General features: G+C 60.3%; 23 protein-coding genes and 3 pseudogenes. 14 read left to right on the plus strand and 12 right to left on the minus strand.

What is annotated here, in order from left to right:
* Positions 1 to 8 precede the first annotated feature (8 nt).
* The 11 genes and pseudogenes from hutI to Q7C20_RS09320 all read left to right on the plus strand — a co-directional run bounded on the left by hutI (position 9) and on the right by Q7C20_RS09320 (position 12,382).
* Entirely contained in the window at positions 9 to 1,214 is a 1,206-nt protein-coding gene (gene hutI / locus Q7C20_RS09270) for an imidazolonepropionase (RefSeq protein ID WP_375066857.1), read from the plus strand.
* 11 nt (positions 1,215 to 1,225) lie between these two features.
* A complete protein-coding gene (gene hutG / locus Q7C20_RS09275) occupies positions 1,226 to 2,026 on the plus strand; it encodes an N-formylglutamate deformylase (protein WP_375066858.1) in 801 nt (266 codons plus the stop codon).
* Between the two features lie 226 nt (positions 2,027 to 2,252).
* Positions 2,253 to 2,393 (plus strand): annotated as a pseudogene (locus tag Q7C20_RS09280) (alpha/beta hydrolase); the annotation flags it as partial.
* A 103-nt stretch (positions 2,394 to 2,496) separates the two neighbouring features.
* Positions 2,497 to 3,468 carry a prolyl aminopeptidase gene (pip, locus tag Q7C20_RS09285; protein ID WP_375066859.1) on the plus strand — a complete coding sequence of 324 codons (972 nt, stop codon included), beginning with the start codon at positions 2,497 to 2,499 and terminating at the stop codon, positions 3,466 to 3,468.
* Positions 3,465 to 3,902, plus strand: coding sequence for a D-aminoacyl-tRNA deacylase (dtd, locus tag Q7C20_RS09290; protein ID WP_375066860.1), 438 nt, complete (start codon positions 3,465 to 3,467; stop codon positions 3,900 to 3,902). Before pip ends, dtd begins: the two co-directional genes overlap by 4 nt.
* A gap of 266 nt (positions 3,903 to 4,168) precedes the next feature.
* A complete protein-coding gene (locus tag Q7C20_RS09295) occupies positions 4,169 to 5,953 on the plus strand; it encodes a glucan biosynthesis protein (RefSeq protein WP_375066861.1) in 1,785 nt (594 codons plus the stop codon).
* Positions 5,946 to 8,518: pseudogene (gene mdoH / locus Q7C20_RS09300) on the plus strand (glucans biosynthesis glucosyltransferase MdoH); the annotation flags it as partial. The gene Q7C20_RS09295 and the pseudogene mdoH, both read left to right, overlap by 8 nt.
* 183 nt (positions 8,519 to 8,701) lie before the next feature.
* Positions 8,702 to 9,502, plus strand: coding sequence for a transporter substrate-binding domain-containing protein (locus Q7C20_RS09305; RefSeq protein ID WP_375066862.1), 801 nt, complete (start codon positions 8,702 to 8,704; stop codon positions 9,500 to 9,502).
* A 220-nt stretch (positions 9,503 to 9,722) separates the two neighbouring features.
* Complete coding sequence (locus Q7C20_RS09310) at positions 9,723 to 10,520, plus strand: transporter substrate-binding domain-containing protein (RefSeq protein WP_375066863.1); 798 nt, start codon at positions 9,723 to 9,725, stop codon at positions 10,518 to 10,520.
* A gap of 175 nt (positions 10,521 to 10,695) precedes the next feature.
* Positions 10,696 to 11,655, plus strand: a complete 960-nt coding sequence (locus Q7C20_RS09315; RefSeq protein WP_375066864.1) for an amino acid ABC transporter permease — start codon at positions 10,696 to 10,698, stop codon at positions 11,653 to 11,655.
* On the plus strand, positions 11,648 to 12,382 hold the full coding sequence (locus Q7C20_RS09320; RefSeq protein ID WP_017849892.1) for an amino acid ABC transporter ATP-binding protein: 735 nt from the start codon (positions 11,648 to 11,650) through the stop codon (positions 12,380 to 12,382). The genes Q7C20_RS09315 and Q7C20_RS09320 overlap by 8 nt, the downstream gene beginning before the upstream one ends.
* A 227-nt stretch (positions 12,383 to 12,609) precedes the next feature.
* Here Q7C20_RS09320 and Q7C20_RS09325 read toward each other — a convergent pair whose 3' ends face one another.
* The 12 genes and pseudogenes from Q7C20_RS09325 to ubiE all read right to left on the minus strand — a co-directional run bounded on the left by Q7C20_RS09325 (position 12,610) and on the right by ubiE (position 22,700).
* Entirely contained in the window at positions 12,610 to 14,517 is a 1,908-nt protein-coding gene (locus Q7C20_RS09325) for a methyl-accepting chemotaxis protein (protein WP_375066865.1), read from the minus strand.
* A gap of 135 nt (positions 14,518 to 14,652) precedes the next feature.
* Positions 14,653 to 15,525, minus strand: a complete 873-nt coding sequence (locus Q7C20_RS09330; protein ID WP_375066979.1) for a methyl-accepting chemotaxis protein — start codon at positions 15,523 to 15,525, stop codon at positions 14,653 to 14,655.
* Positions 15,511 to 16,569 (minus strand): annotated as a pseudogene (locus Q7C20_RS09335) (methyl-accepting chemotaxis protein); the annotation flags it as partial. The pseudogene Q7C20_RS09335 and the gene Q7C20_RS09330, both read right to left, overlap by 15 nt.
* Positions 16,570 to 16,690: 121 nt before the next feature.
* Complete coding sequence (locus tag Q7C20_RS09340) at positions 16,691 to 17,398, minus strand: 16S rRNA (uracil(1498)-N(3))-methyltransferase (RefSeq protein WP_375066866.1); 708 nt, start codon at positions 17,396 to 17,398, stop codon at positions 16,691 to 16,693.
* Positions 17,395 to 18,186, minus strand: a complete 792-nt coding sequence (tatC, locus tag Q7C20_RS09345) for a twin-arginine translocase subunit TatC (RefSeq protein WP_375066867.1) — start codon at positions 18,184 to 18,186, stop codon at positions 17,395 to 17,397. Before tatC ends, Q7C20_RS09340 begins: the two co-directional genes overlap by 4 nt.
* A complete protein-coding gene (gene tatB / locus Q7C20_RS09350) occupies positions 18,183 to 18,623 on the minus strand; it encodes a Sec-independent protein translocase protein TatB (protein ID WP_348056100.1) in 441 nt (146 codons plus the stop codon). The genes tatC and tatB overlap by 4 nt, the downstream gene beginning before the upstream one ends.
* A gap of 10 nt (positions 18,624 to 18,633) precedes the next feature.
* On the minus strand, positions 18,634 to 18,912 hold the full coding sequence (locus Q7C20_RS09355; RefSeq protein WP_348056098.1) for a twin-arginine translocase TatA/TatE family subunit: 279 nt from the start codon (positions 18,910 to 18,912) through the stop codon (positions 18,634 to 18,636).
* Positions 18,913 to 18,937: 25 nt separating this feature from the next.
* Positions 18,938 to 19,270, minus strand: coding sequence for a phosphoribosyl-ATP diphosphatase (locus tag Q7C20_RS09360; protein ID WP_003209299.1), 333 nt, complete (start codon positions 19,268 to 19,270; stop codon positions 18,938 to 18,940).
* Position 19,271: 1 nt separating this feature from the next.
* Complete coding sequence (hisI, locus tag Q7C20_RS09365; protein WP_348056095.1) at positions 19,272 to 19,664, minus strand: phosphoribosyl-AMP cyclohydrolase; 393 nt, start codon at positions 19,662 to 19,664, stop codon at positions 19,272 to 19,274.
* A 41-nt stretch (positions 19,665 to 19,705) separates the two neighbouring features.
* Entirely contained in the window at positions 19,706 to 21,310 is a 1,605-nt protein-coding gene (ubiB, locus tag Q7C20_RS09370; protein ID WP_375066870.1) for a ubiquinone biosynthesis regulatory protein kinase UbiB, read from the minus strand.
* Entirely contained in the window at positions 21,307 to 21,930 is a 624-nt protein-coding gene (locus Q7C20_RS09375) for an SCP2 domain-containing protein (protein ID WP_375066872.1), read from the minus strand. Before Q7C20_RS09375 ends, ubiB begins: the two co-directional genes overlap by 4 nt.
* Positions 21,930 to 22,700 (minus strand): bifunctional demethylmenaquinone methyltransferase/2-methoxy-6-polyprenyl-1,4-benzoquinol methylase UbiE, encoded by a 771-nt coding sequence (gene ubiE / locus Q7C20_RS09380; protein WP_106577513.1) that lies wholly within the window; start codon positions 22,698 to 22,700, stop codon positions 21,930 to 21,932. The genes Q7C20_RS09375 and ubiE overlap by 1 nt, the downstream gene beginning before the upstream one ends.
* Positions 22,701 to 22,844: 144 nt before the next feature.
* Here ubiE and Q7C20_RS09385 point away from each other — a divergent pair, with 144 nt between their 5' ends.
* The 3 genes from Q7C20_RS09385 (at position 22,845) to Q7C20_RS09395 (ending at position 24,541) form a co-directional block, all read left to right on the plus strand.
* Entirely contained in the window at positions 22,845 to 23,120 is a 276-nt protein-coding gene (locus Q7C20_RS09385; protein WP_348056089.1) for a polyhydroxyalkanoic acid system family protein, read from the plus strand.
* A 104-nt stretch (positions 23,121 to 23,224) separates the two neighbouring features.
* Complete coding sequence (locus tag Q7C20_RS09390) at positions 23,225 to 23,647, plus strand: phasin family protein (protein ID WP_375066875.1); 423 nt, start codon at positions 23,225 to 23,227, stop codon at positions 23,645 to 23,647.
* 12 nt (positions 23,648 to 23,659) lie between these two features.
* Entirely contained in the window at positions 23,660 to 24,541 is an 882-nt protein-coding gene (locus Q7C20_RS09395; protein ID WP_375066877.1) for a phasin family protein, read from the plus strand.
* Positions 24,542 to 24,732 lie beyond the last annotated feature (191 nt).

Here is a 24,732-nt window from a genome sequence, read left to right on the forward strand (position 1 = left end):
AGGCGTTGATGAAAACCCTTTGGCAGCACTGCCACGTCGCAACCATGGCCCAGGGCAACTACTCGATCATCGAGGATGCCGCCATGGTCACCGCCGGTTCGCTCATTGAGTGGATCGGCCCTTTGGCGCAATTGCCCGAAGGGGACTATGCGCAGGTTCACGACCTGCAAGGCGCGTGGGTCACCCCCGGGCTGATCGACTGCCACACCCACACGGTGTTCGGTGGCAATCGCAGCGGCGAATTCGAGCAGCGCCTTGAAGGTGTGAGCTACGCCGAAATCGCCGCCAAGGGTGGCGGCATTGCCAGCACCGTGCGGGCGACTCGCGCCGCCAGTGAAGACGAGTTGTTTGCCAGCGCGCATAAGCGCCTGCGCAGTTTGCTGCGCGACGGCGTGACCACGGTGGAGATCAAATCCGGCTACGGCCTGGACCTGGCGAACGAACGCAAGATGTTGCGGGTTGCGCGTCGTCTCGGCGAAGCGCTGCCGGTCAGCGTGCGCGCCACGTGCCTGGCGGCGCACGCGTTGCCGCCGGAGTACAAGGACCGCGCCGATGACTACATCGAGCACATCTGCAGCGAAATGTTGCCGGCGTTGGCGGCGGAAGGGCTGGTGGACGCGGTGGATGCATTCTGCGAATACCTGGCGTTTTCCACCGAGCAGGTCGAGCGCGTGTTCAAGGTTGCCCAGCAACTCGGCCTGCCGGTGAAGCTGCACGCCGAGCAGTTGTCGTCGCTGCACGGCTCCAGCCTGGCGGCGCGCTATCACGCGTTGTCGGCGGACCACCTGGAATTCATGACCGAAGAAGACGCCATCGCCATGGCCGCCTCCGGCACCGTCGCGGTGTTGTTGCCGGGGGCGTTCTACTTCCTGCGTGAAACCCAGTTGCCGCCGATGGAGGCCCTGCGCAAACACGGCGTGAAAATCGCCATTGCCAGCGACCTCAACCCCGGCACGTCACCCGCGTTGTCGGTGCGCCTGATGTTGAACATGGCCTGCACCCTGTTTCGCATGACGCCGGAAGAAGCCCTGGCCGGCGCCACGCAGCACGCGGCCACCGCGCTGGGCATGGGCGACACCCACGGCTCGCTGGAAGTGGGCAAGGTCGCCGACTTTGTCGCCTGGCAGATTGATCGCCCCGCCGACCTGGCCTACTGGCTGGGCGGCGAACTGGATAAACGCGTCGTGCGCCACGGCGTCGATGTCACCGTTTAAGGAGTACCGTTGTGGATAAGGTTCTGAACTTCAAGAAAGGCCGCGTGCCGCTGCTGATCAGCATGCCCCACGCGGGCCTGCGCCTGACGCCAGCCGTAGAGGCCGGGCTGATTCCCGAGGCGCAAAGCCTGCCGGACACCGACTGGCACATCCCCAGGTTGTATGACTTTGCAGAAGAGCTGGGTGCCAGCACCTTGTCGGCGCAATACTCGCGGTTTGTCATCGACCTGAACCGGCCGTCCGACGACACACCGTTGTACGTCGGCGCCACGACCGGGCTGTACCCGGCGACGCTGTTTGACGGCGTGCCATTGTTCCGCGAAGGCTTGGCGCCGTCTGAAGAAGAACGCGCGACCTACCTGCAAAAGATATGGGGGCCTTACCACCGCACGCTTCAGGAAGAACTGGCACGCCTCAAGGCCGAGTTCGGCTACGTGCTGCTGTTTGACGCGCACTCGATCCGTTCGGTGATCCCGCACCTGTTTGACGGCAAGCTGCCGGACTTCAACCTGGGCACCTTCAACGGTGCGGCCTGTGATCCCGAGCTGGCAGGCCAGCTCGAAGCCATTTGCGCCAGGCATTCACAGTACACCCATGTGCTGAACGGGCGTTTCAAGGGCGGGCATATCACCCGTCACTACGGCAACCCGGCGCAGGATATTCATGCGGTGCAGCTGGAGTTGTGCCAGAGCGCGTATATGGAAGAGTTTGAACCGTTCCGCTACCGGCCGGACCTGGCTGAGCCGACGCAGGTGGTGTTGAAGCAGTTGCTGGAAGGGTTGCTGGCTTGGGGGCAGAAGCGTTACGGCTGAAATCGCTATCGCAGGCAAGCCAGCTCCCACCTTTGGCCGAGTTCCAGCATGAGAACGCGGTGCAAATGTGGGAGCGGGCTTGCTCGCGAAAGCGGCGGGTCAGCCAATACATCTGCAGCTGACCCACCGTATTCGCGAGCAAGCCCGCTCCCACAGGTTGATCTGCATTGATATGGATATTTGCGCATGTATCCGATTTCTTCGCAGCTTGCGGCCTTCGTCGCTGGCCGGTGTGGAGATGATGTTGTACCCGGGCAAAGGCCTCGTCCACGGCTGTTTGCGCGCGCGCGGCCCGGTGCGGGAAGTGGACGCGCTGTTCGACGCCGTGTTGGATTACCTGAAGCGCGACGGGCTGACACAGGTCTAAGTGCTCAAGGACATGCTCATTGCACAATTCGGGTTTATGATGCCAAACAGCAGAATAATAGATGTCCCCTCAGGGATGAACCCGACACCCTACGGAGCGCGCAATGCAGACTTGGTACCCGCAGATCAAACCCTACGCCCGGCACGATCTGGCAGTCGATGACATCCATACGCTGTATGTCGATGAAAGTGGCTCCCCCGAAGGCTTGCCTGTTGTCTTCATCCACGGAGGCCCGGGCGCCGGTTGCGACGCCAACAGCCGCTGCTATTTCGACCCGAATCTATACCGCATTGTTACTTTTGATCAGCGTGGCTGCGGCCGCTCTACCCCGCGCGCCAACCTGGAAAACAACACCACCTGGGACTTGGTCGCCGACCTTGAGCGCATTCGCGAGCACTTGGGCATCGACAAATGGGTGCTGTTTGGCGGTTCCTGGGGCTCGACCCTGGCGCTGGCCTACGCGCAAACCCATCCCGAGCGTGTGCATGGCCTGATCGTGCGTGGCATTTTCCTGGCCCGCCCCCAGGACATTCAGTGGTTCTACCAGGCTGGCGCCAGCCGTATGTTTCCGGATTACTGGCAGGACTACCTGGCGCCGATCCCTCAGGACGAACGCCACGACCTGCTCACCGCCTACCACAAACGCCTCACCGGCAACGACCAGATTGCCCAGATGCACGCCGCCAAAGCGTGGTCCACCTGGGAAGGCCGCATGTTGAGCCTGTGCCCGAACCCGCAGCAGATCGAGCGCTTCGCCGAGCCGCAGCGTGCGCTGTCCATCGCACGTATCGAGTGCCACTACTTCACCAACAACTCCTTCCTGGAACCTGACCAGCTGATTCGCGACATGCACAAGATCGCCCATCTGCCTGGCGTAATCATTCATGGCCGCTACGATATGATCTGCCCGCTGGACAACGCCTGGGAACTGCATCAGGCGTGGCCCAACAGTGAACTGCAGGTGATCCGTGAGGCTGGCCATGCTGCGTCCGAGCCGGGTATCACCGACGCACTGGTACGTGCGACCGGCGAGATGGCACGGAGCCTGCTTGATCTGCCACCTGAAGAAGCATGAAAGGCCTGTTGCAACGGGTGAGTGGCGCCCGGGTGGAAGTGGCCGGCGAAATTGTCGGGGCAATCGATCAGGGTTTGCTGGTGCTGGTGGCCGTCGAACCTGAGGATACGCCGCAGAGTGCCGACAAACTGTTGCACAAGCTGCTTAACTATCGGGTGTTCAGCGACGACGAGGGCAAGATGAACCTGTCCTTGAAGGACATCGGCGGCGGTTTGCTGCTGGTGTCGCAGTTCACCCTGGCGGCGGACACCAAAAGCGGGTTGCGGCCAAGCTTCTCCAAAGCGGCTCCTCCGGCCCTTGGTGCAGCGCTTTTTGATCACTTGCTGTTACAAGCGCAACAATTGCATGGCAAGGTAGCTTCAGGGCGTTTTGGCGCGGATATGCAGGTGCATCTGGTCAATGATGGCCCTGTGACATTCCTCTTACAGACATGAATGTATTAAAAACGACTTTAATGCCTAAAAACGCAGGGTTTCGCTACAAATACTTCGCTGCCCCTGATGCGTTGTTTCGCGGGCTACTAGATAATCGCGCGCTATGGGGATCAGCGTTGTTTGGTCCATTTTTGACTTAGGTAGAGACTTGTCTGACGTCCATTGGGGAATCATTTTGACCCAAAGGAGTCGGAACAATGCTCGCCAACCTGGCATATAGATAGCTGGCCGTTGGTTTTATGATCTGTTTTCGGCGAGGGTTGCTCGTGATTGTTAGTCCCTGTAATGCAGCAAAATTGTCAGCCAAACGGTTACGAAACGCACTGGTAACGGGCTCGGCCCTGTTTTGCCTGTTCGGCGCGAGTCAACTGTGGGCATTCAGTCTGGATGATGTGTCGGCCAAGGCTAAAGAGCTTGCCGGGCAGAAATACGAAGCGCCGCGCAGCAATTTGCCGAACGAATTTCGTGAAATGAAATTCGCCGACTATCAAAAGATTCGTTTCCGTAACGAAAAAGCCGAGTGGGCTGACCTGAACACCCCATTCAAGCTGTCCTTCTATCACCAGGGTATGCACTTCGATACACCGGTGAAAATCAACGAAGTGACCGCCGACACTGTCACTGAAATCAAATACGACCCGACGCGGTTCGATTTCGGCGACGTCAAGTTTGATCCCAAAGCCACTGAACAACTGGGTTACGCCGGTTTCCGTGTGCTGTACCCGATCAACAAAGACGACAAGCAAGACGAAATCATGACCATGCTCGGCGCGAGCTACTTCCGCGTCGTCGGCAAAGGCCAGGCTTATGGCTTGTCCGCCCGTGGCATGGCGATCGACACTGCCTTGCCGTCCGGCGAAGAATTCCCGCGTTTCACCGAATTCTGGATCGAGCGTCCGAAGCCGGGTGAAAAACAGCTGGTGATCTTTGCCCTGCTGGATTCGCCACGGGCCACCGGCGCGTACCGCCTGACCCTGCGCCCTGGCACCGACACCATTGTCGACGTCAAATCGCAGATGTATCTGCGCGACAAGGTCACCAAGCTGGGCGTTGCTCCGCTGACCAGCATGTACCTGTTCGGCGCGAACCAGCCGTCGAAGGTGCTCAACTACCGTCGTGAGCTGCACGATTCCAGCGGTCTGTCGATCCATGCCGGCAATGGCGAGTGGATCTGGCGCCCTCTGAACAACCCTAAACACCTGTCGGTCAGCAACTTCAGCGTCGAAAACCCGCGTGGTTTCGGCCTGCTGCAACGCGGTCGCGATTTCAGCCACTACGAAGACCTCGACGACAACTACGACAAGCGCCCTAGCGCCTGGATCGAGCCTGAGGGCGACTGGGGCAAGGGTTCCGTGGACCTCGTAGAGATCCCGACCGCCGATGAAACCAATGACAACATCGTTGCGTTCTGGAGCCCGGCCGAGCTGCCGGAAGTCGGCAAGCCGCTGGACGTGTCCTACCGCCTGCACTGGACCATGGACGAAAAAGCCCTGCACCCGGCCGACAGCGCCTGGGTCAAGCAGACCCTGCGTTCCACGGGTGACGTGAAGCAATCCAACCTGATCCGTTCGCCGGACGGTAGCGTGGCTTACCTGGTGGACTTCGAAGGCCCGTCCCTCAAAGCCCTGCCGCCAGATGCCCCGGTACGCAGTGAAGTCAGTGTTGGCGACAACGCCGAAATCGTTGAAAACAGCGTGCGTTACAACGAGCACACCCAAGGCTGGCGTTTGACCCTGCGCATGAAGATTAAAGACGCAGGCAAGCCGACCGAGATGCGTGCGGCCCTGGTCCAGGATATTCCCCAGGCTGAGCCTGAGAAGGCTTCGACCCAGGTGCTCAAGGCTGACAAGCTGCTGGCCAAGCAACACGAGAAGCAGGCCAAGAAAGACGCAAAAGAGGCGAAAGACGTTAAAGACGCCAAAGATGCGAAAGACAAGGAAGCCAAGCAGCCAGAAGCTGCTCCTGCTACGCCACTCTCTACTCCGGAACCGACCAAGACTGAAAAAGTCCTGACCGAGACCTGGAGCTATCAGTTGCCTGCCGATGAGTAATTCTCAAGCCATGCCAGAGACTCTGTCCGAGTATCTGGCGCATCTCCCGATGACTGCCGAGCAGCGCGCCGAACTGGCGGGCTGCACGTCCTTCAGCGAACTGCACCAGCGTTTGTCGTCTGCAACCTTCGACGCACCGACCGACGCTGCCCAAGCGTCGGTTGGCCGCCGGCTGACTCTCAATTCCGCCGAAGAGCTGCAAGACGCGGAAATGCTGGCGCTCGACGCCAACGGCCGGGTTTGCCTGAAGGCCACGCCGCCGATCCGCCGTACCCGTGTGGTGCCAGAGCCTTGGCGTACCAACATTCTGGTGCGCGGTTGGCGCCGGATGACCGGTCGTTCCAACCCTCCGGCCCCGCCGAAAGATGAACGCGTATTGCCGGCCGCCCGCTGGCGTACCGTGGGTTCGATCCGTCGTTACATCTTGCTGGTGCTGATGCTCGGCCAGACCATTGTGGCTGGCTGGTACATGAAAGGCATCATGCCGTACCAGGGCTGGTCACTGGTTTCGTTCGACGAAATCCGCAACCAGACCCTGCTGCAAACCGCTATGCAGGTACTGCCTTACGCCCTGCAAACCAGCATCCTGATCATGTTCGGGATCTTGTTTTGCTGGGTCTCGGCGGGTTTCTGGACCGCGCTGATGGGCTTCCTGGAACTGCTGACCGGCCACGATAAATACCGGATCTCCGGTAAAAGTGCCGGTGACGAGCCGATTCCGAAAGATGCCCGCACCGCGCTGGTGATGCCGATCTGCAACGAAGACGTGCCCCGGGTATTTGCCGGTCTGCGCGCTACCTTTGAATCGGTGGCGGCCACGGGCGACCTGGACCGCTTCGATTTCTTCGTGCTCAGCGACAGTAACGAAGCCGACATCTGCATCGCCGAACAGCAAGCCTGGCTCGACGTGTGCCGAGAAGCCGGTGGCTTTGGCAAAATCTTCTATCGCCGTCGTCGCCGTCGCGTTAAACGCAAAAGCGGCAACCTCGACGACTTCTGCCGTCGCTGGGGCGGTGACTACAAGTACATGGTGGTGCTCGACGCCGACAGCGTGATGAGCGGCGAATGCCTGACCAGCCTGGTGCGCTTGATGGAAGCCACCCCGGATGCCGGGATTATCCAGACCGCGCCGCGTGCGTCGGGCATGGACACCTTGTATGCGCGCATGCAGCAGTTCGCCACTCGCGTGTACGGCCCGCTGTTTACGGCCGGCCTGCACTTCTGGCAGCTGGGTGAATCCCACTACTGGGGTCACAACGCGATCATCCGTATGAAACCGTTCATCGAGCACTGCGCCCTGGCGCCGTTGCCCGGTAAAGGCGCGTTCGCCGGTTCGATTCTGTCCCACGACTTCGTTGAAGCAGCGCTGATGCGCCGTGCCGGCTGGGGCGTGTGGATTGCCTACGACCTGCCGGGCAGCTATGAAGAACTGCCGCCGAACCTGCTGGACGAACTCAAGCGTGACCGTCGCTGGTGCCACGGTAACCTGATGAACTTCCGCCTGTTCCTCGTTAAAGGCATGCACCCGGTGCACCGCGCGGTGTTCCTGACCGGCGTGATGTCGTACTTGTCGGCCCCGTTGTGGTTCCTGTTCCTGGTGCTGTCGACGGCCTTGCTGGCGGTCAATACGCTGATGGAGCCGCAGTACTTCATGGCGCCACGCCAGTTGTACCCGTTGTGGCCACAATGGCATCCGGACAAGGCGGTGGCGCTGTTCTCCACCACCATCGTGCTGCTGTTCCTGCCTAAACTGCTCAGTATTATTCTGATCTGGTTCAAGGGCGCGAAAGAGTTCGGCGGCAAGTTCAAGGTGACCTTGTCGATGCTGCTGGAGATGCTGTTCTCCATGCTGTTGGCGCCGGTGCGGATGATTTTCCACACCCGTTTCGTACTCGCTGCGTTCCTCGGCTGGGCTGCGACCTGGAACTCGCCGCAACGTGACGACGACTCCACGCCATGGAGCGAGGCGGTCAAACGCCACGGTCCGCAAACCCTGCTCGGCTTCCTGTGGGCCTTGCTGGTGGTGTGGTTGAACCCGAGCTTCCTGTGGTGGTTGGTCCCGATCGTCGGTTCGCTGATGCTGTCGATTCCGGTGTCGGTAATTTCCAGCCGGGTCAAGCTGGGCCTCAAGTCCCGCGACGAGAGCCTGTTCCTGATTCCTGAGGAATACAATCCGCCGCAAGCGCTGCTGTCGACCGAGAAGTACACCCACGAAAACCGTTGGCATGCCCTGAATGACGGGTTTGTGCGGTCGGTGGTCGACCCGCAGCAGAACGCCCTGGCATGCGCCTTGGCGACCTCGCGTCACCGTGAGGCGGAGCCGATTGAGCACCTGCGCCTTGAGCGTGTGCGTCATGCGTTGAAAGTCGGCCCTGCCGGCCTCAACAACGGCGAACGCGTGGCCTTGCTCAGCGACCCGGTCGCCCTGGCTCGCCTGCATGAGCAGGTCTGGAGCGAAGGCCACGCCGAGTGGCTCGGCGCTTGGCGTGCATCGATCAAGGCTGATCCGCACGCGCCATTGCTGCCGCTGCAACCGCTGTCGTCCCAGGCCCAACCGGCCTGATTCAGACACCCCCGAGGGCTCACCTCGGGGGTGTTCGAAGCGCTGGTCCTACAGCGTTTCACGCCTCTTCCTTTTATCCCTAACACCTTGTTATTTCGAAACAAAAGACCTTTGTTCGAGGCGTATTGCCGTGCCTGTGGCTGGGGTAGCATCGCCCCCCAAATGTGATTTGCCACGGGGGATTCATGATCAACAGGTATTGTTTGGCGCTGGTGCTCGGCGCTGTCGCATCGGTTTACACAAGCTTGGTCAGCGCGGGCGCCCTCGACGATGCCGTGCGCCGTGGCGTGCTCAAAGTTGGCACCACGCCCACCTACGTTCCCTTTGAGATGACCGATAAAAACGGTCGCATCGTCGGCTTCGAAATTGACCTGCTTCAAGCGATGAGCCATGCCCTTGGCGTGGAGCTTGAACTGGTCTCGGTGCCTTATACCGAGTTGCTGTCGGGGTTGATGGCGAAGAGGTTTGATTTGATCGGCAGCGGCATGACGGTCACTCAGGAGCGCAACCTCAAGCTGAATTTCAGCGACTCCTTTATCGTCGTCGGCCAAACCGTACTCCTGCATCCCAGCCTGGCCGGGAAGGTGTCAGGTATCGAAGACCTCAATGAAGCCGGTTACAGAATCGTCGCCACTGAGGGCACCACCGGGGAAGCCGCCGCGCAACGCTTTCTGGGTGCGGCGCGGTTAACCAGTTTCGCCACCTCCGAAGAAGCCGTGCGCCAGGTGGTGGAAGGCAAGGCCGACGCCTTTATTCATGATGCGCCCTACAACCTGATCGCGATGGCCAAGCCGCAGAACAGTACGTTGCTGGCGCTGGAGCAACCTTTCACGTTCGAGCCCCTGGCGTTCGGCCTGAAAAAAGGCGATTACGACAGCCTCAACTGGATCAATCATTTTCTCAATCAAGTCGCCCAGGATGGCACCTACGATCGCTTGCACGACAAGTGGTTCAAGGACACTGCCTGGATGGCCGAGATCGACTGAAAGTCATAACTGCTTACACATCAATGGATTGGAAAACGTCCGCGCTGACGTGTCTACCGCCTGTGCCTGATTGCACCGTTGTGGGGCTTTTCCGACATGCGTCGATAACAATTACCCGTGAAACCTTTGTGACGGCAGGCGAGTGGGGTAGGATCGCTCCCCGAATTGGTGCAGCCCTTTTGCGCGCCGACTTTACAAGAATCGTTCAGGGGACTTGATGATGAAAAAGTATCTTTCGATGCTGCTGCTCGGCGTCAGCGCGCTGGTTGCCGCCACTACGGCCCAGGCCGGCGCCATCGACGATGCGGTCCAGCGCGGCTCGCTGAAAGTCGGCATGGACCCGACTTACATGCCGTTCGAAATGACAGACAAACGCGGTGAAATCATCGGTTTCGAAGTCGACATCCTCAAGGCGCTGGCCAAGTCCATGGGCGTCAAGCTGGAGCTGGTATCCACCGGCTACGACGGCATCATCCCGGCCTTCCTGACTGGCAAGTTCGACATGATCGGCAGCGGCATGACCCTGACCCAGGAACGCAACCTGCGCCTGAACTTCAGCGAACCCTTCATCGTGGTGGGCCAGACCCTGCTGATTCGCAAGGACCTGGAAGGCACCATCAAGTCTTACAAAGACCTGAACGATGAGAAGTACAACCTGACCTCCAAGCTCGGCACCACCGGTGAGATGGTCGCCAAAAAGCTGATCTCCAAAGCCAAGTACCACGGCTATGACAACGAGCAGGAAGGCGTGCTGGACGTGGTCAATGGCAAGGCGGATGCCTTTGTGTATGACGCGCCGTACAACGTGGTCGCCGAGAAAAAAGTCGGCAACGGCAAGCTGGTGTTCCTCGACCAACCTTTCACGTTTGAGCCTTTGGCGTTCGGCCTGAAAAAAGGCGATTACGACAGCCTCAACTACATCAACAATTTCCTGCACCAGATCCGCAACGACGGCACCTACGATCGCATCCATGACAAGTGGTTCAAGAGCTCCGAGTGGCTCAAGGACATGGAATAAGGCTGGCTGTTGTGGCGAGGGAGCTTGCTCCCGCTGGAGTGCGAAGCGCTCCCAAACCAGGCACTGCGGTTTTTCTGCCAGTTCCTGGTCGCCAGTAGTGGGGCTGCTTCGCAGCCCAGCGGGAGCAAGCTCCCTCGCCACAGAGGGGCTTGCCCCACCTTTTGGATGTTGAGTGATGAAACCGAAAAAAGCCCAATGGCCCTGGCACTTGCTGACCGTAGTCGTGCTGGTCGGCCTGGCCGGCGCGTTGTACTACGCCACTTCGCTGATGTCCTACGAATGGCGCTGGAATCGTGTGCCGCAATACTTCGTCTATCAGGCTGAAGAGTCTCAGCGCGCCGCCGATATTTCCACCGTGGTGGAGCTGGTGCGCAAGGGCGATATCGCCGAAGTCACCCTGCGCAACGACGCTGGCGCCGAGCAAAAACTCACCGTTGCCGACAATAGCCTGCAAGTGTCGCGCGGTGATGATGTGGCCGAAGGCGACGTGGTCGGCGTAACTCGCCATTGGGCGCTCGGCCCGCTGATGTGGGGGTTGTGGACCACCGTGTGGCTGTCGGTCATCTCGGGGGTTCTGGGGCTGGCGATTGGTTTGGCGACGGGTTTATGCCGGCTGTCGAACAACCCGACCCTGCGCGATTTGTCGACGATTTATGTCGAGCTGGTACGCGGTACGCCGCTGCTGGTGCAGATTTTCATCTTCTACTTTTTCATCGGCACGGTGCTCAACCTGTCGCGGGAGTTCGCCGGTATTGCGGCGCTGTCGCTCTTCACCGGCGCGTATGTGGCGGAAATCGTGCGCGCCGGTGTGCAGTCAATCACCCGTGGCCAGAACGAAGCGGCGCGCTCTTTGGGTTTGAGTGCCAGCCAGTCAATGCGCCACGTGGTGCTGCCGCAGGCTTTCAAGCGCGTGCTGCCGCCGTTGGCCGGGCAATTTATCAGCCTGGTCAAAGACACCTCGCTGGTCTCGGTGATCGCGATCACCGAGCTGCTCAAAAGCGGCCGCGAGGTGATCACCACCTCGTTCTCGCCGTTTGAAATCCTGTTCTGTGTGGCAGGCCTGTACCTGCTGATCAACCTGCCGCTGTCGAAAATGGCCAGCCGGCTTGAGCGGAGGCTCGCGCAAAGTGATTGAAGTCCGCGATCTGGTAAAAGTCTTCGACACCCGTGGCCACGTCGTGCGCGCGGTGGACCACGTGACCACGCAAGTCGCCAAGGGCGAAGTGCTGGTGGTGATCGGTCCGTCGGGTTCCGGTAAATCCACCTTCCTGCGCTGCCTTAACGGCCTGGAAGAATTCGATTCGGGTTCGGTGAGCATCGACGGCCTGCAACTGGCCGACCCCAAGACCGACGTGAACGCCTACCGGCGCGAAGTGGGCATGGTGTTCCAGCACTTCAACCTGTTCCCGCACATGACCGTGCTGGAAAACCTGTGCCTGGCGCAAAAAGTGGTGCGCAAACGCGGCAAGAAAGAGCGCGAGGCCAAGGCCCTGGCGCTGTTGGAGAAGGTTGGTATTGCGCAAAAGGCCAATGAATTCCCCTCACGACTTTCTGGTGGTCAACAACAACGGGTGGCGATTGCCCGCGCGTTGGCCATGGAACCCAAGGTGATGTTGTTTGATGAGCCCACCTCGGCTCTCGACCCGGAGATGGTCGGTGAAGTGCTGGATGTGATGAAGACCCTGGCCCTGGAAGGCATGACCATGGTCTGCGTCACCCACGAAATGGGCTTCGCCCGCGAAGTGGCAGACCGCGTGCTGTTCTTCGATCACGGCAAGCTGCTCGAAGACGCTTCCCCGGCCGAGTTCTTCGACGCGCCCAAAGACCCGCGAGCCCAAGCCTTCCTGCGTCAGGTGCTGTAAACCCGCTTGTTGTGGCTAGCGCGCCTGTTGTGAAAGGCGCGCTTGTTGTGGCGAGCGAGCTTGCTCGCGCTGGGCTGCGTAGCGGCCCCAACACATTCACCGCATTTTTCCTGACAAAATGCGGTGGCAGGTTTTGGGGCCGCTTCGCGCCCCAGCGCGAGCAAGCTCGCTCGCCACAAAAGGCTCGCCTGTCACAACAAGCTCGCCAGGCTCACGTCCTGTCAGACTCAAAGCCTGAACTTGCCCACCAGCCCCTGCAAATCCAGGCTCAACTTGGTCAACTGCACGCTGGCCGCTGCGGTTTCCTCGCTGGCGGCCGCTGTCTGCTCCGTCACATCGCGTACCTTCAACACACTGCGATTGATCTCCTCCGCCACGGCGCTTTGCTCCTCGGCAGCGGCAGCAATCTGCGGGTTCAGTTCCTGGATGATCGACACCGTGCGGGTAATCGCCGCCAGTGCTTCACCGGCATCACGGGTCAGTTCCACGCTGGTGTGGGTCTGGTTGCGGCTGCTGTCCACGATGTCTGCCACCTGTTGGGTGCCTGTGTGCAGGCTGAGAATCAGCTCTTCGATTTCTTCTGCCGAGGCCTGCGTACGCTGGGCCAGGCTGCGCACCTCATCGGCGACGACGGCAAAACCTCGGCCGGCGCTGCCCGCACGCGCGGCTTCGATGGCGGCGTTGAGCGCCAACAGGTTGGTCTGCTCGGACACTGATTTGATCACGTCCAGTACGCTGCCGATCTTTTGGCTCTGGTGCTGCAACGCAAACATGGCCTGGCTGGAGCGCCCCATCTCATGGGCCAGATGGCCAATGTGCTCAACCGCCCGTGTGACTACCTGTTCACCCATGCTCGCCTGTTGGTCCGCCTCGTTGGCGGCCACGGACGCCTGTTCCGCGTGACGCGCCACCTCTTGCGCGGTCGCGAGCATTTCATTCATGGCCGTGGCGACCTGGTCGGTTTCGTCTTTCTGATTATTGAACCCGGCGCGGTTCTGCTCGGTAACGGCCGATAACTGCGTCGCGGCGCTGGCGATTTGCCGGGCACTGTTGCCAATGCCGCCGATCAGGCCTCGCAGGTTTCGGGTCATTTTTCCGATGCTTTGCTGCAGTTGGCCCAGTTCATCGTGACGGTCCACCGTCGGGCTTTCACTTAGATCACCCTCAGCGATGCGGTTGGCGGCCACCAGCGCTTGGCGCAACGGCGTGGCGATCTGCCTGGCCAGCCACCACGCTGCCAGAGAGCCCAGCAACAATGCGATGCCTGTGACGCTGATCAGCAGCGTGCGGGTGTGCTCGGCCCCTCTGTCGAGTTTGAAGTTCTGGGCCTGGCTCACCCGTTCACTGTGATCGAGCAAGGTGTTGAGCTGCTGCTCAAAGCGGTTCTGCGCGGTTTCAGTGGTGACCTGAGCTTCTTTGAGCTTGATCACCAGCGCGCGATAGTCCGCCAGGTCGTTTTGGAGCTTGGTGGAGTCTGCGGGCAAGGTCGTCACGGCGGCTTCGGCGATGTCCAGGGCGTCGAGCGTTTTGCCGATCGTCTCGGCATAGGCTTGCAACGACTCGGCGGCCCACGCGGGGCTTTGGGCGCGATCCTCGGACTGCTTCATGGCCTGGCGCAGGTTCTTGATGGCGTCGAGTGCGCGCGGGTCCTGTCGGTCCGGCAGGGTACTGGCCAGTTGCGCGAGGGTGTCGCTGGCCTGCAGGGCGGCGTCATGCAGGACAGGGCGGATGCTCTCGCGCTGCTCGGTCAAGGGCGGCAATGCCACGAGAGCGGCCTTGAACTCCACCACCAGTTGCTGTGCATCGCTCAGGCGTTGCAGGTCAATCGGGTCGATCACGTGGCTGGACAAGTAGCTGAGGTGGCCGTCGAGTTTCTCGATCTGCAGCTCCATTTTGCCCAGGCTGGCCGTGTCGGTCAGGGTGCGATACACGATGCGGTCGGCACGCATTGCTTCGGCAACAGCCGTCAGATCGCCGAGGACGGTCAAGTTGCTTGAGCGGAACAGGGCGGTATTTAAAGCCTGCCAGCCGGTCACCGCAATGATGAGACTGAGGATCAGCACTTGGCCGAAACCCAGGGCGAGCTTGACGCGGACGCTGGCATTGGCCAGCAAACAGGGCAGCCGGGAAAACATGTTGGAACTCCAAATCAGATAAACACGTGGTAAGACGCTAGATCGATTTGGAGTCGTAGTGGGCTGGTAATTGCGTAGGAAGTTTCACAAATTGCGGTGCGCGGCGGCCTCGATAGGCCGCCGTATAGAGGTGGTTCAGACGCGGAAACGCCCGACCAGGGTTTGCAAATAAACCCCCAGACGTGCCAGCTCCGCACTGGAGGCGGCGGTTTCCTCAGTGGCCGAGGAGGTCTGTTCCGACACATCACGTACATTCAGGACGCTGCGGTTGATCTCTTCGGCCACGGCGCTTTGTTGCTCGGCGGCGGTGGCGATCTGCGAGTTCATCGCCTGGATGGTCGAGACCGTACGGGTGATGTTGCCCAGCGCTGTACCTGCGCGGCGGGTCAGTTCGACACTGCTCTCGGTGAGGCCACGGCTGTTGTCCATGATGGTCGCCACCTGCTGGGTGCCGCTTTGCAGGCCGACGATCAGCTCTTCGATCTCTTCGGTGGACTTCTGGGTGCGCTGGGCCAGGCTGCGCACTTCATCGGCCACCACCGCAAAACCTCGCCCGGCTTCACCGGCGCGTGCCGCTTCGATGGCCGCGTTAAGCGCCAACAGGTTGGTTTGCTGGGCCACGGACTTGATTACGTCGAGCACACTGCCAATCTTGTCGCTTTCACGCTTGAGGTGGCCCATGGCTTCGGTGGAGTTGCCGACCTCGGTGGCCAGGCGTTCGATGTGGGCGATGGCTTCGCCGACGACCTTGTCGCCTTCGCGGGCCTGCTGGTCAGCGGCCGCAGCGGCTTCAGAAGCTTCCTCGGCGTTGCGCGCCACTTCTTGCACGGTGGCGGCCATTTCATTCATGGCGGTGGCCACCTGGTCGGTCTCGACCTTCTGGTTGTTGACCCCGGCGCTGGTCTGTTCGGTCACGGCCGACAGTTGCTCGGCGGCGCTGGCGATTTGGGTGACGCCGTCGCTGATGCCGCCGATCAGCTCGCGCAGGCCCACGGTCATGCTTTGCATGGCGCGTTGCAGTTGGCCCAACTCGTCTTTGCGCGTGGAAACGAGGTTCTGGCTCAGGTCACCGGAAGCCACACGCTCGGCGACTTTGAGGGCCTGATTCATCGGGATGACGATCTGGCGAGTGATGGCCCAGGCGGCAAAGATGCCGAAGATCAGCGCCAGCGCAGCCGCGAGCAACAACAGCTGCCTGGCCTGTGCCGCTTCGTGATCGCGCACCACCGTCTGGGATATCGTCAATTTGTCGCTGTGGCCCAGCAGGATGTCGCCCTGTGCAGCGGTGTCTTTCAGGGCCGCCGCCATAGCCACTTGCGAATCGCGATACTGGCTCACAGCCTCGCGGTAGGCTTGCAGCGAGGTGCTGGCCTCTTGCAGGTTGGCTTGGTACTGCTCTGGCAGTTGGCCTTGCAGTTCGGTGATTTTCTTCAGCGCATTGTCGATGGCATCCAGGGCGGGCTGCTCGGCTTCAGGCTTGCCGCTGTAGGTGTAGCCGCGCACCTGGAAGCGCGCTTGCTGAATCAGCTTGCTCAGGTCGACCACGCTGTTGAACTGGGTGACGCTCTCACCTTGCAGCAGCGTTTTTTCGATTTGGCTTATCTTGGCCACCGCGTTGTCGGCGGTTTCGCCAAGCTTGCCGCGTGCGCCTTCACGTTTCAGGCCGGCCAGAACCATGGCGCCGAAAGCCTTTTTGTATTGGTTTAAAGCGTCGACCTGCTGTTCAACCAGGGCCTTGTCGTTGGGTTGCTCAATGAGGTTGCCGGCGGTTTTCAGGCCGTTTTCGAGTTTCGCGACCAAGTCGTTGACCGCGCCCGTGCCTTGTTCACCCCGGCGCATTTCGAAATCCAGGCGCGCCAGGCGCAGGTCTTTGGTCAGGCCGTTGAGGCTGGAGATAAAGCCGAGCTTATCGCCGCGACTGGTCACGTCGTCGAGCCCCTTCCAACCAGTGAAGGTGATCAATAGCGTCAGGATCAATACCAGGCCAAAGCCAATGCTCAGCTTGCGATTGACGCTCACATTCCCCAGTTTTTCGGCTAACAGACGACTCATGCTGCAATCTCCCTTGGAACAAGGCTTGGACTTATTCAAAGGCTATCGGCAACACAGGAAGATTCTGTAGCCAGGCACATCTTCTGAGGAAGGGGCTTGTGTGGGAGCGATCAAGGGAGGTTCAGAACAGGCGGGCGAGCAGGGCGGTGACGGCGGTTTCGACGCGCAGAATTCGTGCGCCCAGCTGTACCGGTTGCAGGCCGGCCTTTGTCAGCAAATCCACTTCGTAGGGAATCCAGCCACCTTCCGGGCCGATGGCCAGGGTCACCGGCGTCTGCAGCCCGCGCGGGCAGGGCGGGTAATCGCCGGGGTGGCCGATCAAACCCAGGGTGCCTTCGGTCATGGCCGGCAGGCGGTCTTCGACGAAGGGCTTGAAGCGCTTCTCGATGATGATCTCGGGCAGCACGGTGTCGCGCGCCTGTTCCAGGCCGAGGATCAATTGCTCGCGCACGGCTTCAGGTTCCAGGAATGGCGTTTGCCAGAAGCTTTTTTCCACCCGGTAACTGTTGAGCAGCACCACTTTCGGCACGCCCATGGCCGCCACGGTTTGCAGCACCCGGCGCAGCATTTTCGGGCGCGGCAGGGCCAGCAACAGGGTCAGGGGCAATTTGGCTGGCGGTGGCTGGTCGAAGCCGACCTGCAGTTCGGCTTCACCGGGTTCCAGACGCAGCAGGTGCGCCGTGCCCATCAGCCCGCCGACCCGCCCGACGCGCAGGCTGTCGCCGACGGCCGCGCGGTGGACGTCCTGCATGTGCACCAGGCGCCGATCACGCAGGATCACCCGGTCGGGCGCGATAAAATCGGCCTCTTCAAGCAGCAGCAGGTTCACGGCTGGGTCGCAGGCGGCTGGTCGTCGTCGGCGGTTTGGTCGTCCGGGTGTTCGCCACGCTTGCTGATCAAACCGCTGAACAGAATGCCGATCTCGAACAGCATCCACATCGGCACGGCCAGCAGCGTCTGGGAGAAAATGTCCGGCGGCGTCAGAATCATGCCGACCACAAAGCAACCGATGATGACGTACGGGCGTATTTTCTTCAGGTATTTGACGTCGACCACGCCGATCCAGACCAGCAGCACCACGGCCACCGGAATTTCGAAGGCCACGCCGAAGGCAAAAAACAGCGTCATCACGAAGTCGAGGTAACTGGTGATGTCGGTCATCATTTCCACGCCGGCCGGTGTGGCGGCAGCGAAGAACTTGAAGATCAACGGGAACACCAGGAAGTAGGCGAACGCCATACCGGTGTAGAACAGCAGGATGCTCGACACCAGCAATGGCACGGCGATGCGCTTCTCATGCTTGTACAGGCCCGGTGCGATAAAGCCCCAGATCTGATGCAGGATCACCGGGATCGCCAGGAACAACGAGACCATCATGGTCAGTTTCAACGGCGTGAGGAACGGTGACGACACATCGGTGGCGATCATCGTCGCGCCCGCCGGCAAATACTGGCGCAGGGGCGTAGAGACGAAGGTGTAGATCTGCTGGGTAAAGGCGAACAACCCGGCAAAGATGATGAAGATTGCCGCTACGCAGCGCAGCAGGCGGGTACGCAGCTCGGTGAGGTGCGAGACCAGCGGCATGTGCTGGTCGGTTTCCGGTTTATCAGCGCTCATGGGGCTCGCGGCGGCAATGTAGGGTCATGGGGCGCGGGCGACGCAACGGGCGTCGGCGCATGCTCTGTCGGTGTCGGAGCGGGTGCTGCCGGGGTGTGTTCCACCGCCGGTGCGGCTTCGGCCACGGGGGTTGGCGCAATGCTGTGTTCAGCCACCGGCTGGACCGGCTGGACCGGTTTGGCCGACTCATTTACCGGGGTGAGAATGTTCCGCGCTTCCTGCTCCAACGACAAAATATGTTCGTTGTGCAGTTGCCGGCGGATCTCGTCAGCGCCGATTTCCCGTTCAACTTCCTGTTTGATGGCGTTGAAACTGCGTTTCAGGCGCCCGATCCATAGGCCGGCGGTGCGTGCGGCACCGGGCAGGCGTTCCGGCCCCAGCACCAGTAAGGCAACAAGGCCGACGAGGAGCAGTTCAGAAAAGCTGATACCAAACATTAGTCAGTGCTCACAAGTCTTTGCGGGTCGGCTCTTCGACTTTTTCAGCCTGCACGTCGAAGGTACGACGTTCGGTGATTGGCTGAGTGGCCTGTGGATGCACAGGCTGGACCGGCGGCACCGGATTGACCACTGGGTCGGCAGGCTTGTCATCGTCGTTCATGGCTTTGCGAAAGCCCTTGATCGACTCGCCCACATCGGTGCCCAGGTTTTTGAGTTTCTTGGTGCCGAATACCAGTACTACCACCACCAGAATGACGATCCAGTGTTTCCAGTCAAAAATGCCCATGCTGCAATTCCTCTGTGAAAGTTATTCAGGCGGACGGGCGCGAGGCCTTTTCGGCATGCCCGGACAAGCCGAAGCGACGGTCCAGTTCATCCAGCACTGCCTGTGGATGCTGCCCCAGTTGGGCGAGCATGACCAGACTGTGGAACCACAAATCGGCGGTTTCGTAGATAACATCGCTGCAGTCGCCGCTGATCTGCGCGTCCTTGGCGGCGATGATGGTCTCGACGGATTCTTCGCCGAGTTTTTCCAGAATCTTGTTCAAGCCCTTGTGGTACAGGCTGGCGACATACGAGCTGTCGGCGTCCGCGCCTTTGCGGTCTTCCAGCACCTGGGCCACACGGTTCAGGGTATCGCTCATATCAGTGTCCTGCCGAGTAGATGGCGTGCGGGTCTTTGAGCACCGGCTCGACGACTTTCCATGCGCCGTTCTCGAATACGCGATAGAAGCAGCTGTGACGGCCAGTGTGGCAGGCGATGTCGCCGATTTGCTCGACCATCAGAATCACCACGTCGGCGTCGCAGTCGATGCGCATCTCGTGCAGGGTTTGCACGTGCCCGGACTCTTCGCCCTTGCGCCACAGTTTGCCACGCGAGCGTGACCAGTAGATGGCGCGCTGCTCAGCGGCAGTCAGGCTCAAGGCCTCGCGGTTCATCCAGGCCATCATCAGCACACGCCCGGTCTTGTAGTCCTGGGCAATGGCCGGCACCAGGCCGTCACTGTCCCACTTGATCTCGTCCAGCCAGTCTTTCATGTTCCGCTCCGGCAATTTGCGACAGTGTATAACCGGATTGGCTATCGACGCACGATCAGATAAACGCCCACCGCGACCATGACACCGGCCGGCCAGTGGCCCAGGTGATTCAACGGCCCGCCGATGGCCAGCATTACGCCGCCCACCAGGTGCGCGGCGCCCAGCAGGCGCAGGAACCAATCGTCCTTGCGCTTTTGCCACGGCGGCGCGGGGTCTTTGGCGTGGGGCTGGGACATGCGCTCCAGCAGGTCGCGGGTCATGTTGGCCAGGTGCGGCAACTGTTCCATTTGGCTGTGCAGGTTGCCCAGCATGGTTTTCGGGCTCATCCGCTCGCGCATCCAGCGTTCCAGGAACGGCTGGGCGGTGTTCCACAGGTCCAGGTCCGGGTACAACTGGCGGCCCAGACCTTCAATGTTCAGCAGGGTTTTTTGCAGCAATACCAGTTGCGGCTGCACTTCCATATTGAAGCGGCGCGCGGTCTGGAACAGGCGCATCAGCACTTGGCCAAATGAAATATCCTTTAACGGTTTTTCAAAGATCGGCTCGCACACGGTGCGGATCGCTGCTTCGAATTCATTCAGCTTGGTTTCCGCCGGCACCCAGCCCGAATCGATGTGCAATTGCGCCACGCGGCGGTAGTCGCGCTTGAAAAAGGCAAACAGGTTGCGCGCCAGGTAGTCCTGGTCTTCCGGGGTCAGGCTGCCGACGATGCCGCAGTCGATCGCGATGTACTGCGGGCTCCACGGGTTGACGGTGCTGACGAAGATGTTGCCCGGGTGCATGTCGGCGTGGAAGAAGCTGTCGCGGAACACCTGGGTGAAGAAAATCTCCACGCCGCGCTCGGCCAGCATCTTCATGTCGGTGCGCTGGTCGGCCAGGGTCGCGAGGTCAGTGACCTGCACGCCGTAGATGCGCTCCATCACCAACACTTTCGGGCGGCACCAGTCCCAATAAACTTGCGGCACGTACAGCAGCTGCGAGCCTTCGAAGTTGCGCTTGAGCTGGCTGGAGTTGGCGGCTTCGCGCAGCAGGTCGAGTTCGTCGTAGATGGTTTTTTCGTAATCGGCGACCACATCAACCGGGTGCAGCAGGCGCGCATCGGCGCTGAAGCGTTCGGCGGCGCGGGCAAGGATGAACAGCCACGCCAGGTCCTGGCCGATGATCGGCTTGAGGCCGGGGCGAATCACTTTCACCACCACTTCTTCGCCGGTCTTCAACTGCGCCGCGTGCACCTGTGCGACCGAGGCCGAGGCCAGCGGGTCGACGTCGAAGCGGCTGAACACTTCGCTGATCTTCTTGCCCAGTTGCTCTTCGATCAGCTTCATCGACTGCTGCGAGTCGAACGGCGGTACGCGGTCCTGCAACAGCATCAGCTCGTCGGCAATGTCTTCCGGCAGCAAGTCGCGGCGCGTGGAGAGGATTTGCCCGAACTTGATAAAGATCGGCCCCAGATCCTGCAACGCCAGACGCAGGCGCGCGCCACGGGTGAGTTCCAGCTGTTTGCGCGGGAACCAGCGCCACGGCAGCACGTAGCGCACCGCCAGCAGGAACCACGGCAGCGGCAGGGCGAACAGCAGGTCATCGAGGCGGTAGCGGATTACCACGCGCTGGATACGAAACAAACGGCGGACGGCGAGCAGCTTCATGCGTTATCGCTTGGATCAAGGGAACGGCTCAGGCGCTCGAAGCGTGCCTCAAGGCGTTCCAGGTCGATTTTGGCCTTGTCGAGTTCACGAAAGCGCGCTTGCGCTTCGCGTTCTCCGACCAGGGTGCGCGATTCTTCGCTCAGGTATTCGGCGAGGTTCTGGTTGAGGCTGGCAAACCCCTGCTGGTACCAGCGCGAGCGGCTGCGCAGGTGCCCGCTGATCAACTGGGTGGCCACGGGGCCGATCCAGCGCGACAGCTCGTATTCCCAGTCCAGCTCCAGGTCTTGCAGCACGGCGGCCAGGTCCATCAGCGCCGCGCTGTCGCCTTCCAGCTCCACGTCGGCGCTGTGCAGGATGGCGGTCTTGTTACGGCTCACCGCCAGGTGCAGCAGGCTCGAAGCCGGCGCACGCAGAGTGCAGTCGGCGTCGGCCGCCCAGTCGGTGGCGAGCAGCAGGCCTTCGTCGCTCGGCAGGATAAACAGCTGCAAGGCAGGGCTGCGGCAGTCGACGGCAATCACCTTGCCGTTCAAGTGCGCGAGCCGCGCCAGGGCGGTGCTGTCCAGGCGCAGTACACGGTTGAGGCCGTGTTCAACGCTGGCGAGAAGACCCTTGAGCAGCATCAGGGCTTGATGCCACGGTGCAGGGCGACGATACCGGAGGTCATGTTGTGGTAGGTCACGCGGTCGAAACCGGCGTCTACCATCATCGACTTCAGGGTTTCCTGGTCGGGGTGCATGCGGATCGATTCGGCCAGGTAGCGATAGCTCTCGGCATCATTGGTGATCAGCTTGCCCATCAACGGCATGAAGGCGAACGAGTAGGTGTCGTAGACCTTTGACATCAGCGCGTTGGTCGGCTTGGAAAACTCCAGCACCAACAAGCGGCCACCCGGCTTGAGCACGCGCAGCATCGAGCGGATCGCGTCTTCCTTGTGGGTTACGTTGCGCAAGCCGAAGGCGATGGTCACGCAGTCGAAATGGTTATCCGGAAACGGTAGCTTTTCAGCGTCGGCCTGGACGAATTCGATATTGCCGGCCACGCCTTTATCCAGCAGGCGGTCGCGGCCGACCTTGAGCATCGAGCCATTGATATCAGCCAGCACCACTTGGCCGGTAGGGCCAACGAGCTTGGAGAACTTGGCTGCCAGGTCGCCCGTGCCGCCGGCGATGTCGAGCACGCGGTTGCCGGTGCGTACGCCCGACAACTCGATGGTGAAACGCTTCCACAGGCGGTGCATGCCGCCTGAAAGTACGTCGTTCATCAAGTCGTACTTGGCGGCGACGGAGTGGAACACCTCAGCGACTTTTTCCGCTTTCTGGCTTTCCGGAACGTTCTTGAAGCCGAAGTGAGTGGTGGGTTCGGCATCGCTGCCTTTGCGCTGATCAGTCATATCGCTGTCACCAAAAGAGAATGCGGGACATGATAATCCCCACGACCCTCTTTGTCTTGGCAAGGCTGAAGGTAAGATAGGTGGTCACCGAGACCTTTTGCCGCATGGCGGGTGTTCCAGTCGTTATAAAAAGGAGTCATAGCAATGGCCCGTATTACCGTTGAACGTGCACATTCCCTGGGTAAAGAAGGCGCGCGGGCGAAGGCCGAGAAGTTGGCGAGCAAACTCAAGGAGCAATATGGCCTGGAGCCGTCGTGGTCCGGCGATACCTTGAACCTCAAGCGTTCGGGGGTAAAAGGCACTGTATTAGTCGCCGATGATTCACTGCGCATTGATGTGGAGCTCGGCCTGTTGATGTCGGCCATGAGTGGCACCATCAAATCCGAAATCGAGAAAGCCCTGGATAAGGCGCTCGCCTGATTCGCGAGTTATTAGGGTGCCGATTCTAATTTTTCACCCTACTTTGTGCCCATGCCCTCAACTCTGCGGGCCGTTCCCCCACCCTGTTTTGCGTGAGGTGCACCATGGCCAAAGTTATTTTGAAGAAAAAAATCGACGTTCAGTCCACCGCCCTGAGTGACGTTAGAAGCTATGCCCGCAAGATCTGGCTGGCAGGGCTTGGCGCCTATGCCAAGGTCGGCAGTGAAGGCAGCGAGTACTTCAAAGAGCTTGTGAAGAGTGGTCAACATATTGAAAGCAAAGGCAAAAAAGTTGTGGTTGAACAACTTGATGCTGCCAACAGTCAGATTGACCAAGTAAAGAGTAATGTCTCGAGCGTCAAAGGTGTGGTTGAAGTTCAACTGGATAAAGTTGAAAACGCTTTTGACGCGCGTATTGCCAGTGCCTTGAATCGGATCGGCATTGCGTCTAAACATGACGTTGAGACACTCTCTGCTAAGCTCGAAGAGCTGACGACATTGCTAGAACGTGTCGCGCGTAAACACTAAGGAGACATCGGGATGGCTGTTAAAAAGACTACTCAGAAAGAAGGCAGCTCGTGGGTCGGGGAAGTTGAAAAATATTCCCGTAAGATCTGGCTTGCTGGTTTAGGCGTGTACTCGAAGGTTAGCAGTGACGGCGGCAAATACTTCGAGACCCTGGTCAAGGACGGTGAAAAAGCCGAGAAGTTGACCAAAACCACGGTTGGTAAAAAAGTTGAAGCGGCCAAGGCAACTGCCGGTTCCGCCAAGTCGAGCATTTCTGACACCTGGGGCAAGTTGGAAGAAACTTTCGACAAACGCCTTAACAGTGCCATCTCGCGACTGGGCGTGCCAAGCAAGGCAGAGCTGAAGACGCTGCACAGCAAGGTCGATACGCTGACCAAGCAGATCGAAAAGCTCACCGGCGCTAAAGTGGCCCCGGCTAAAACAGCAGCGGCCAAACCTGCTGCCAAGCCAGCCGCTAAAACCGCTGCTGCCAAACCGGCTGCCAAAACCGCAGCCAAGCCTCTGGTAAAAGCCGCCGCCAAACCCGCTGCCAAAGCTCCAGCCAAAGCGGCTGCAAAACCTGCCGCCAAGCCTGCTGCGAAAACTGCAGCGGCAAAACCAGCCGCCAAGCCTGCCGCGAAACCCGTGGCCGCTAAAACTGCTGCCAAGCCTGCTGCAAAACCAGCGGCCAAAACCGCTGCCGCGAAACCTGCTGCCAAGCCAGCCGCCAAACCGGCTGCGGCGAAAAAGCCTGCGGTAGCCAAGAAGCCGGCGGCTCCAAAGCCAGCTGTTGCGGCCAAGCCTGCAACCCCTGCGCCAAGCGCTTCGACAGCCAACTCGGTGTCCGCACCGACGCACGCTGCTTCAACCCCGACTGCAACGCCGGTAACCCCGACGTCCTCCAGTCAGTCCTGATTTTTTCAGGGCGTAAAAAAATGCCCGGCCTGCGAAGGTCGGGCATTTTTTATGGAGGTCTCATAAACACCGCACTTCCAATGTGGGAGCGGGCTTGTTGTGGCGAGGGAGCTTGCTCCCGCTCGAGCGCGTAGCGGTCGCCAGCTTTTTGGGGGCGCTTCGCACCCCAGCGCAAGCAAGCTTGCTCGCCA

Origin of the sequence: Pseudomonas sp. AMR01 (assembly GCF_041946035.1) — a bacterium.
Classification (GTDB): domain Bacteria; phylum Pseudomonadota; class Gammaproteobacteria; order Pseudomonadales; family Pseudomonadaceae; genus Aquipseudomonas; species Aquipseudomonas antarctica_B.

Bases quoted from the DNA above. Each gene is read 5' to 3' on its own strand.
- hutI (WP_375066857.1), top strand. From the start codon at position 9: ATGAAAACCCTTTGGCAGCACTGCCACGTCGCAACCATGGCCCAGGGC.
- pip (WP_375066859.1), top strand. From the start codon at position 2,497: ATGCAGACTTGGTACCCGCAGATCAAACCCTACGCCCGGCACGATCTG.
- dtd (WP_375066860.1), top strand. From the start codon at position 3,465: ATGAAAGGCCTGTTGCAACGGGTGAGTGGCGCCCGGGTGGAAGTGGCC.
- Q7C20_RS09305 (WP_375066862.1), top strand. From the start codon at position 8,702: ATGATCAACAGGTATTGTTTGGCGCTGGTGCTCGGCGCTGTCGCATCG.
- Q7C20_RS09310 (WP_375066863.1), top strand. From the start codon at position 9,723: ATGAAAAAGTATCTTTCGATGCTGCTGCTCGGCGTCAGCGCGCTGGTT.
- Q7C20_RS09315 (WP_375066864.1), top strand. From the start codon at position 10,696: ATGAAACCGAAAAAAGCCCAATGGCCCTGGCACTTGCTGACCGTAGTC.
- Q7C20_RS09325 (WP_375066865.1), bottom strand. From the start codon at position 14,517: ATGTTTTCCCGGCTGCCCTGTTTGCTGGCCAATGCCAGCGTCCGCGTC.
- Q7C20_RS09330 (WP_375066979.1), bottom strand. From the start codon at position 15,525: ATGCAAAGCATGACCGTGGGCCTGCGCGAGCTGATCGGCGGCATCAGC.
- tatC (WP_375066867.1), bottom strand. From the start codon at position 18,186: ATGAGCGCTGATAAACCGGAAACCGACCAGCACATGCCGCTGGTCTCG.
- tatB (WP_348056100.1), bottom strand. From the start codon at position 18,623: ATGTTTGGTATCAGCTTTTCTGAACTGCTCCTCGTCGGCCTTGTTGCC.
- Q7C20_RS09355 (WP_348056098.1), bottom strand. From the start codon at position 18,912: ATGGGCATTTTTGACTGGAAACACTGGATCGTCATTCTGGTGGTGGTA.
- Q7C20_RS09360 (WP_003209299.1), bottom strand. From the start codon at position 19,270: ATGAGCGATACCCTGAACCGTGTGGCCCAGGTGCTGGAAGACCGCAAA.
- hisI (WP_348056095.1), bottom strand. From the start codon at position 19,664: ATGAAAGACTGGCTGGACGAGATCAAGTGGGACAGTGACGGCCTGGTG.
- ubiB (WP_375066870.1), bottom strand. From the start codon at position 21,310: ATGAAGCTGCTCGCCGTCCGCCGTTTGTTTCGTATCCAGCGCGTGGTA.
- Q7C20_RS09375 (WP_375066872.1), bottom strand. From the start codon at position 21,930: ATGCTGCTCAAGGGTCTTCTCGCCAGCGTTGAACACGGCCTCAACCGT.
- ubiE (WP_106577513.1), bottom strand. From the start codon at position 22,700: ATGACTGATCAGCGCAAAGGCAGCGATGCCGAACCCACCACTCACTTC.
- Q7C20_RS09385 (WP_348056089.1), top strand. From the start codon at position 22,845: ATGGCCCGTATTACCGTTGAACGTGCACATTCCCTGGGTAAAGAAGGC.
- Q7C20_RS09390 (WP_375066875.1), top strand. From the start codon at position 23,225: ATGGCCAAAGTTATTTTGAAGAAAAAAATCGACGTTCAGTCCACCGCC.
- Q7C20_RS09395 (WP_375066877.1), top strand. From the start codon at position 23,660: ATGGCTGTTAAAAAGACTACTCAGAAAGAAGGCAGCTCGTGGGTCGGG.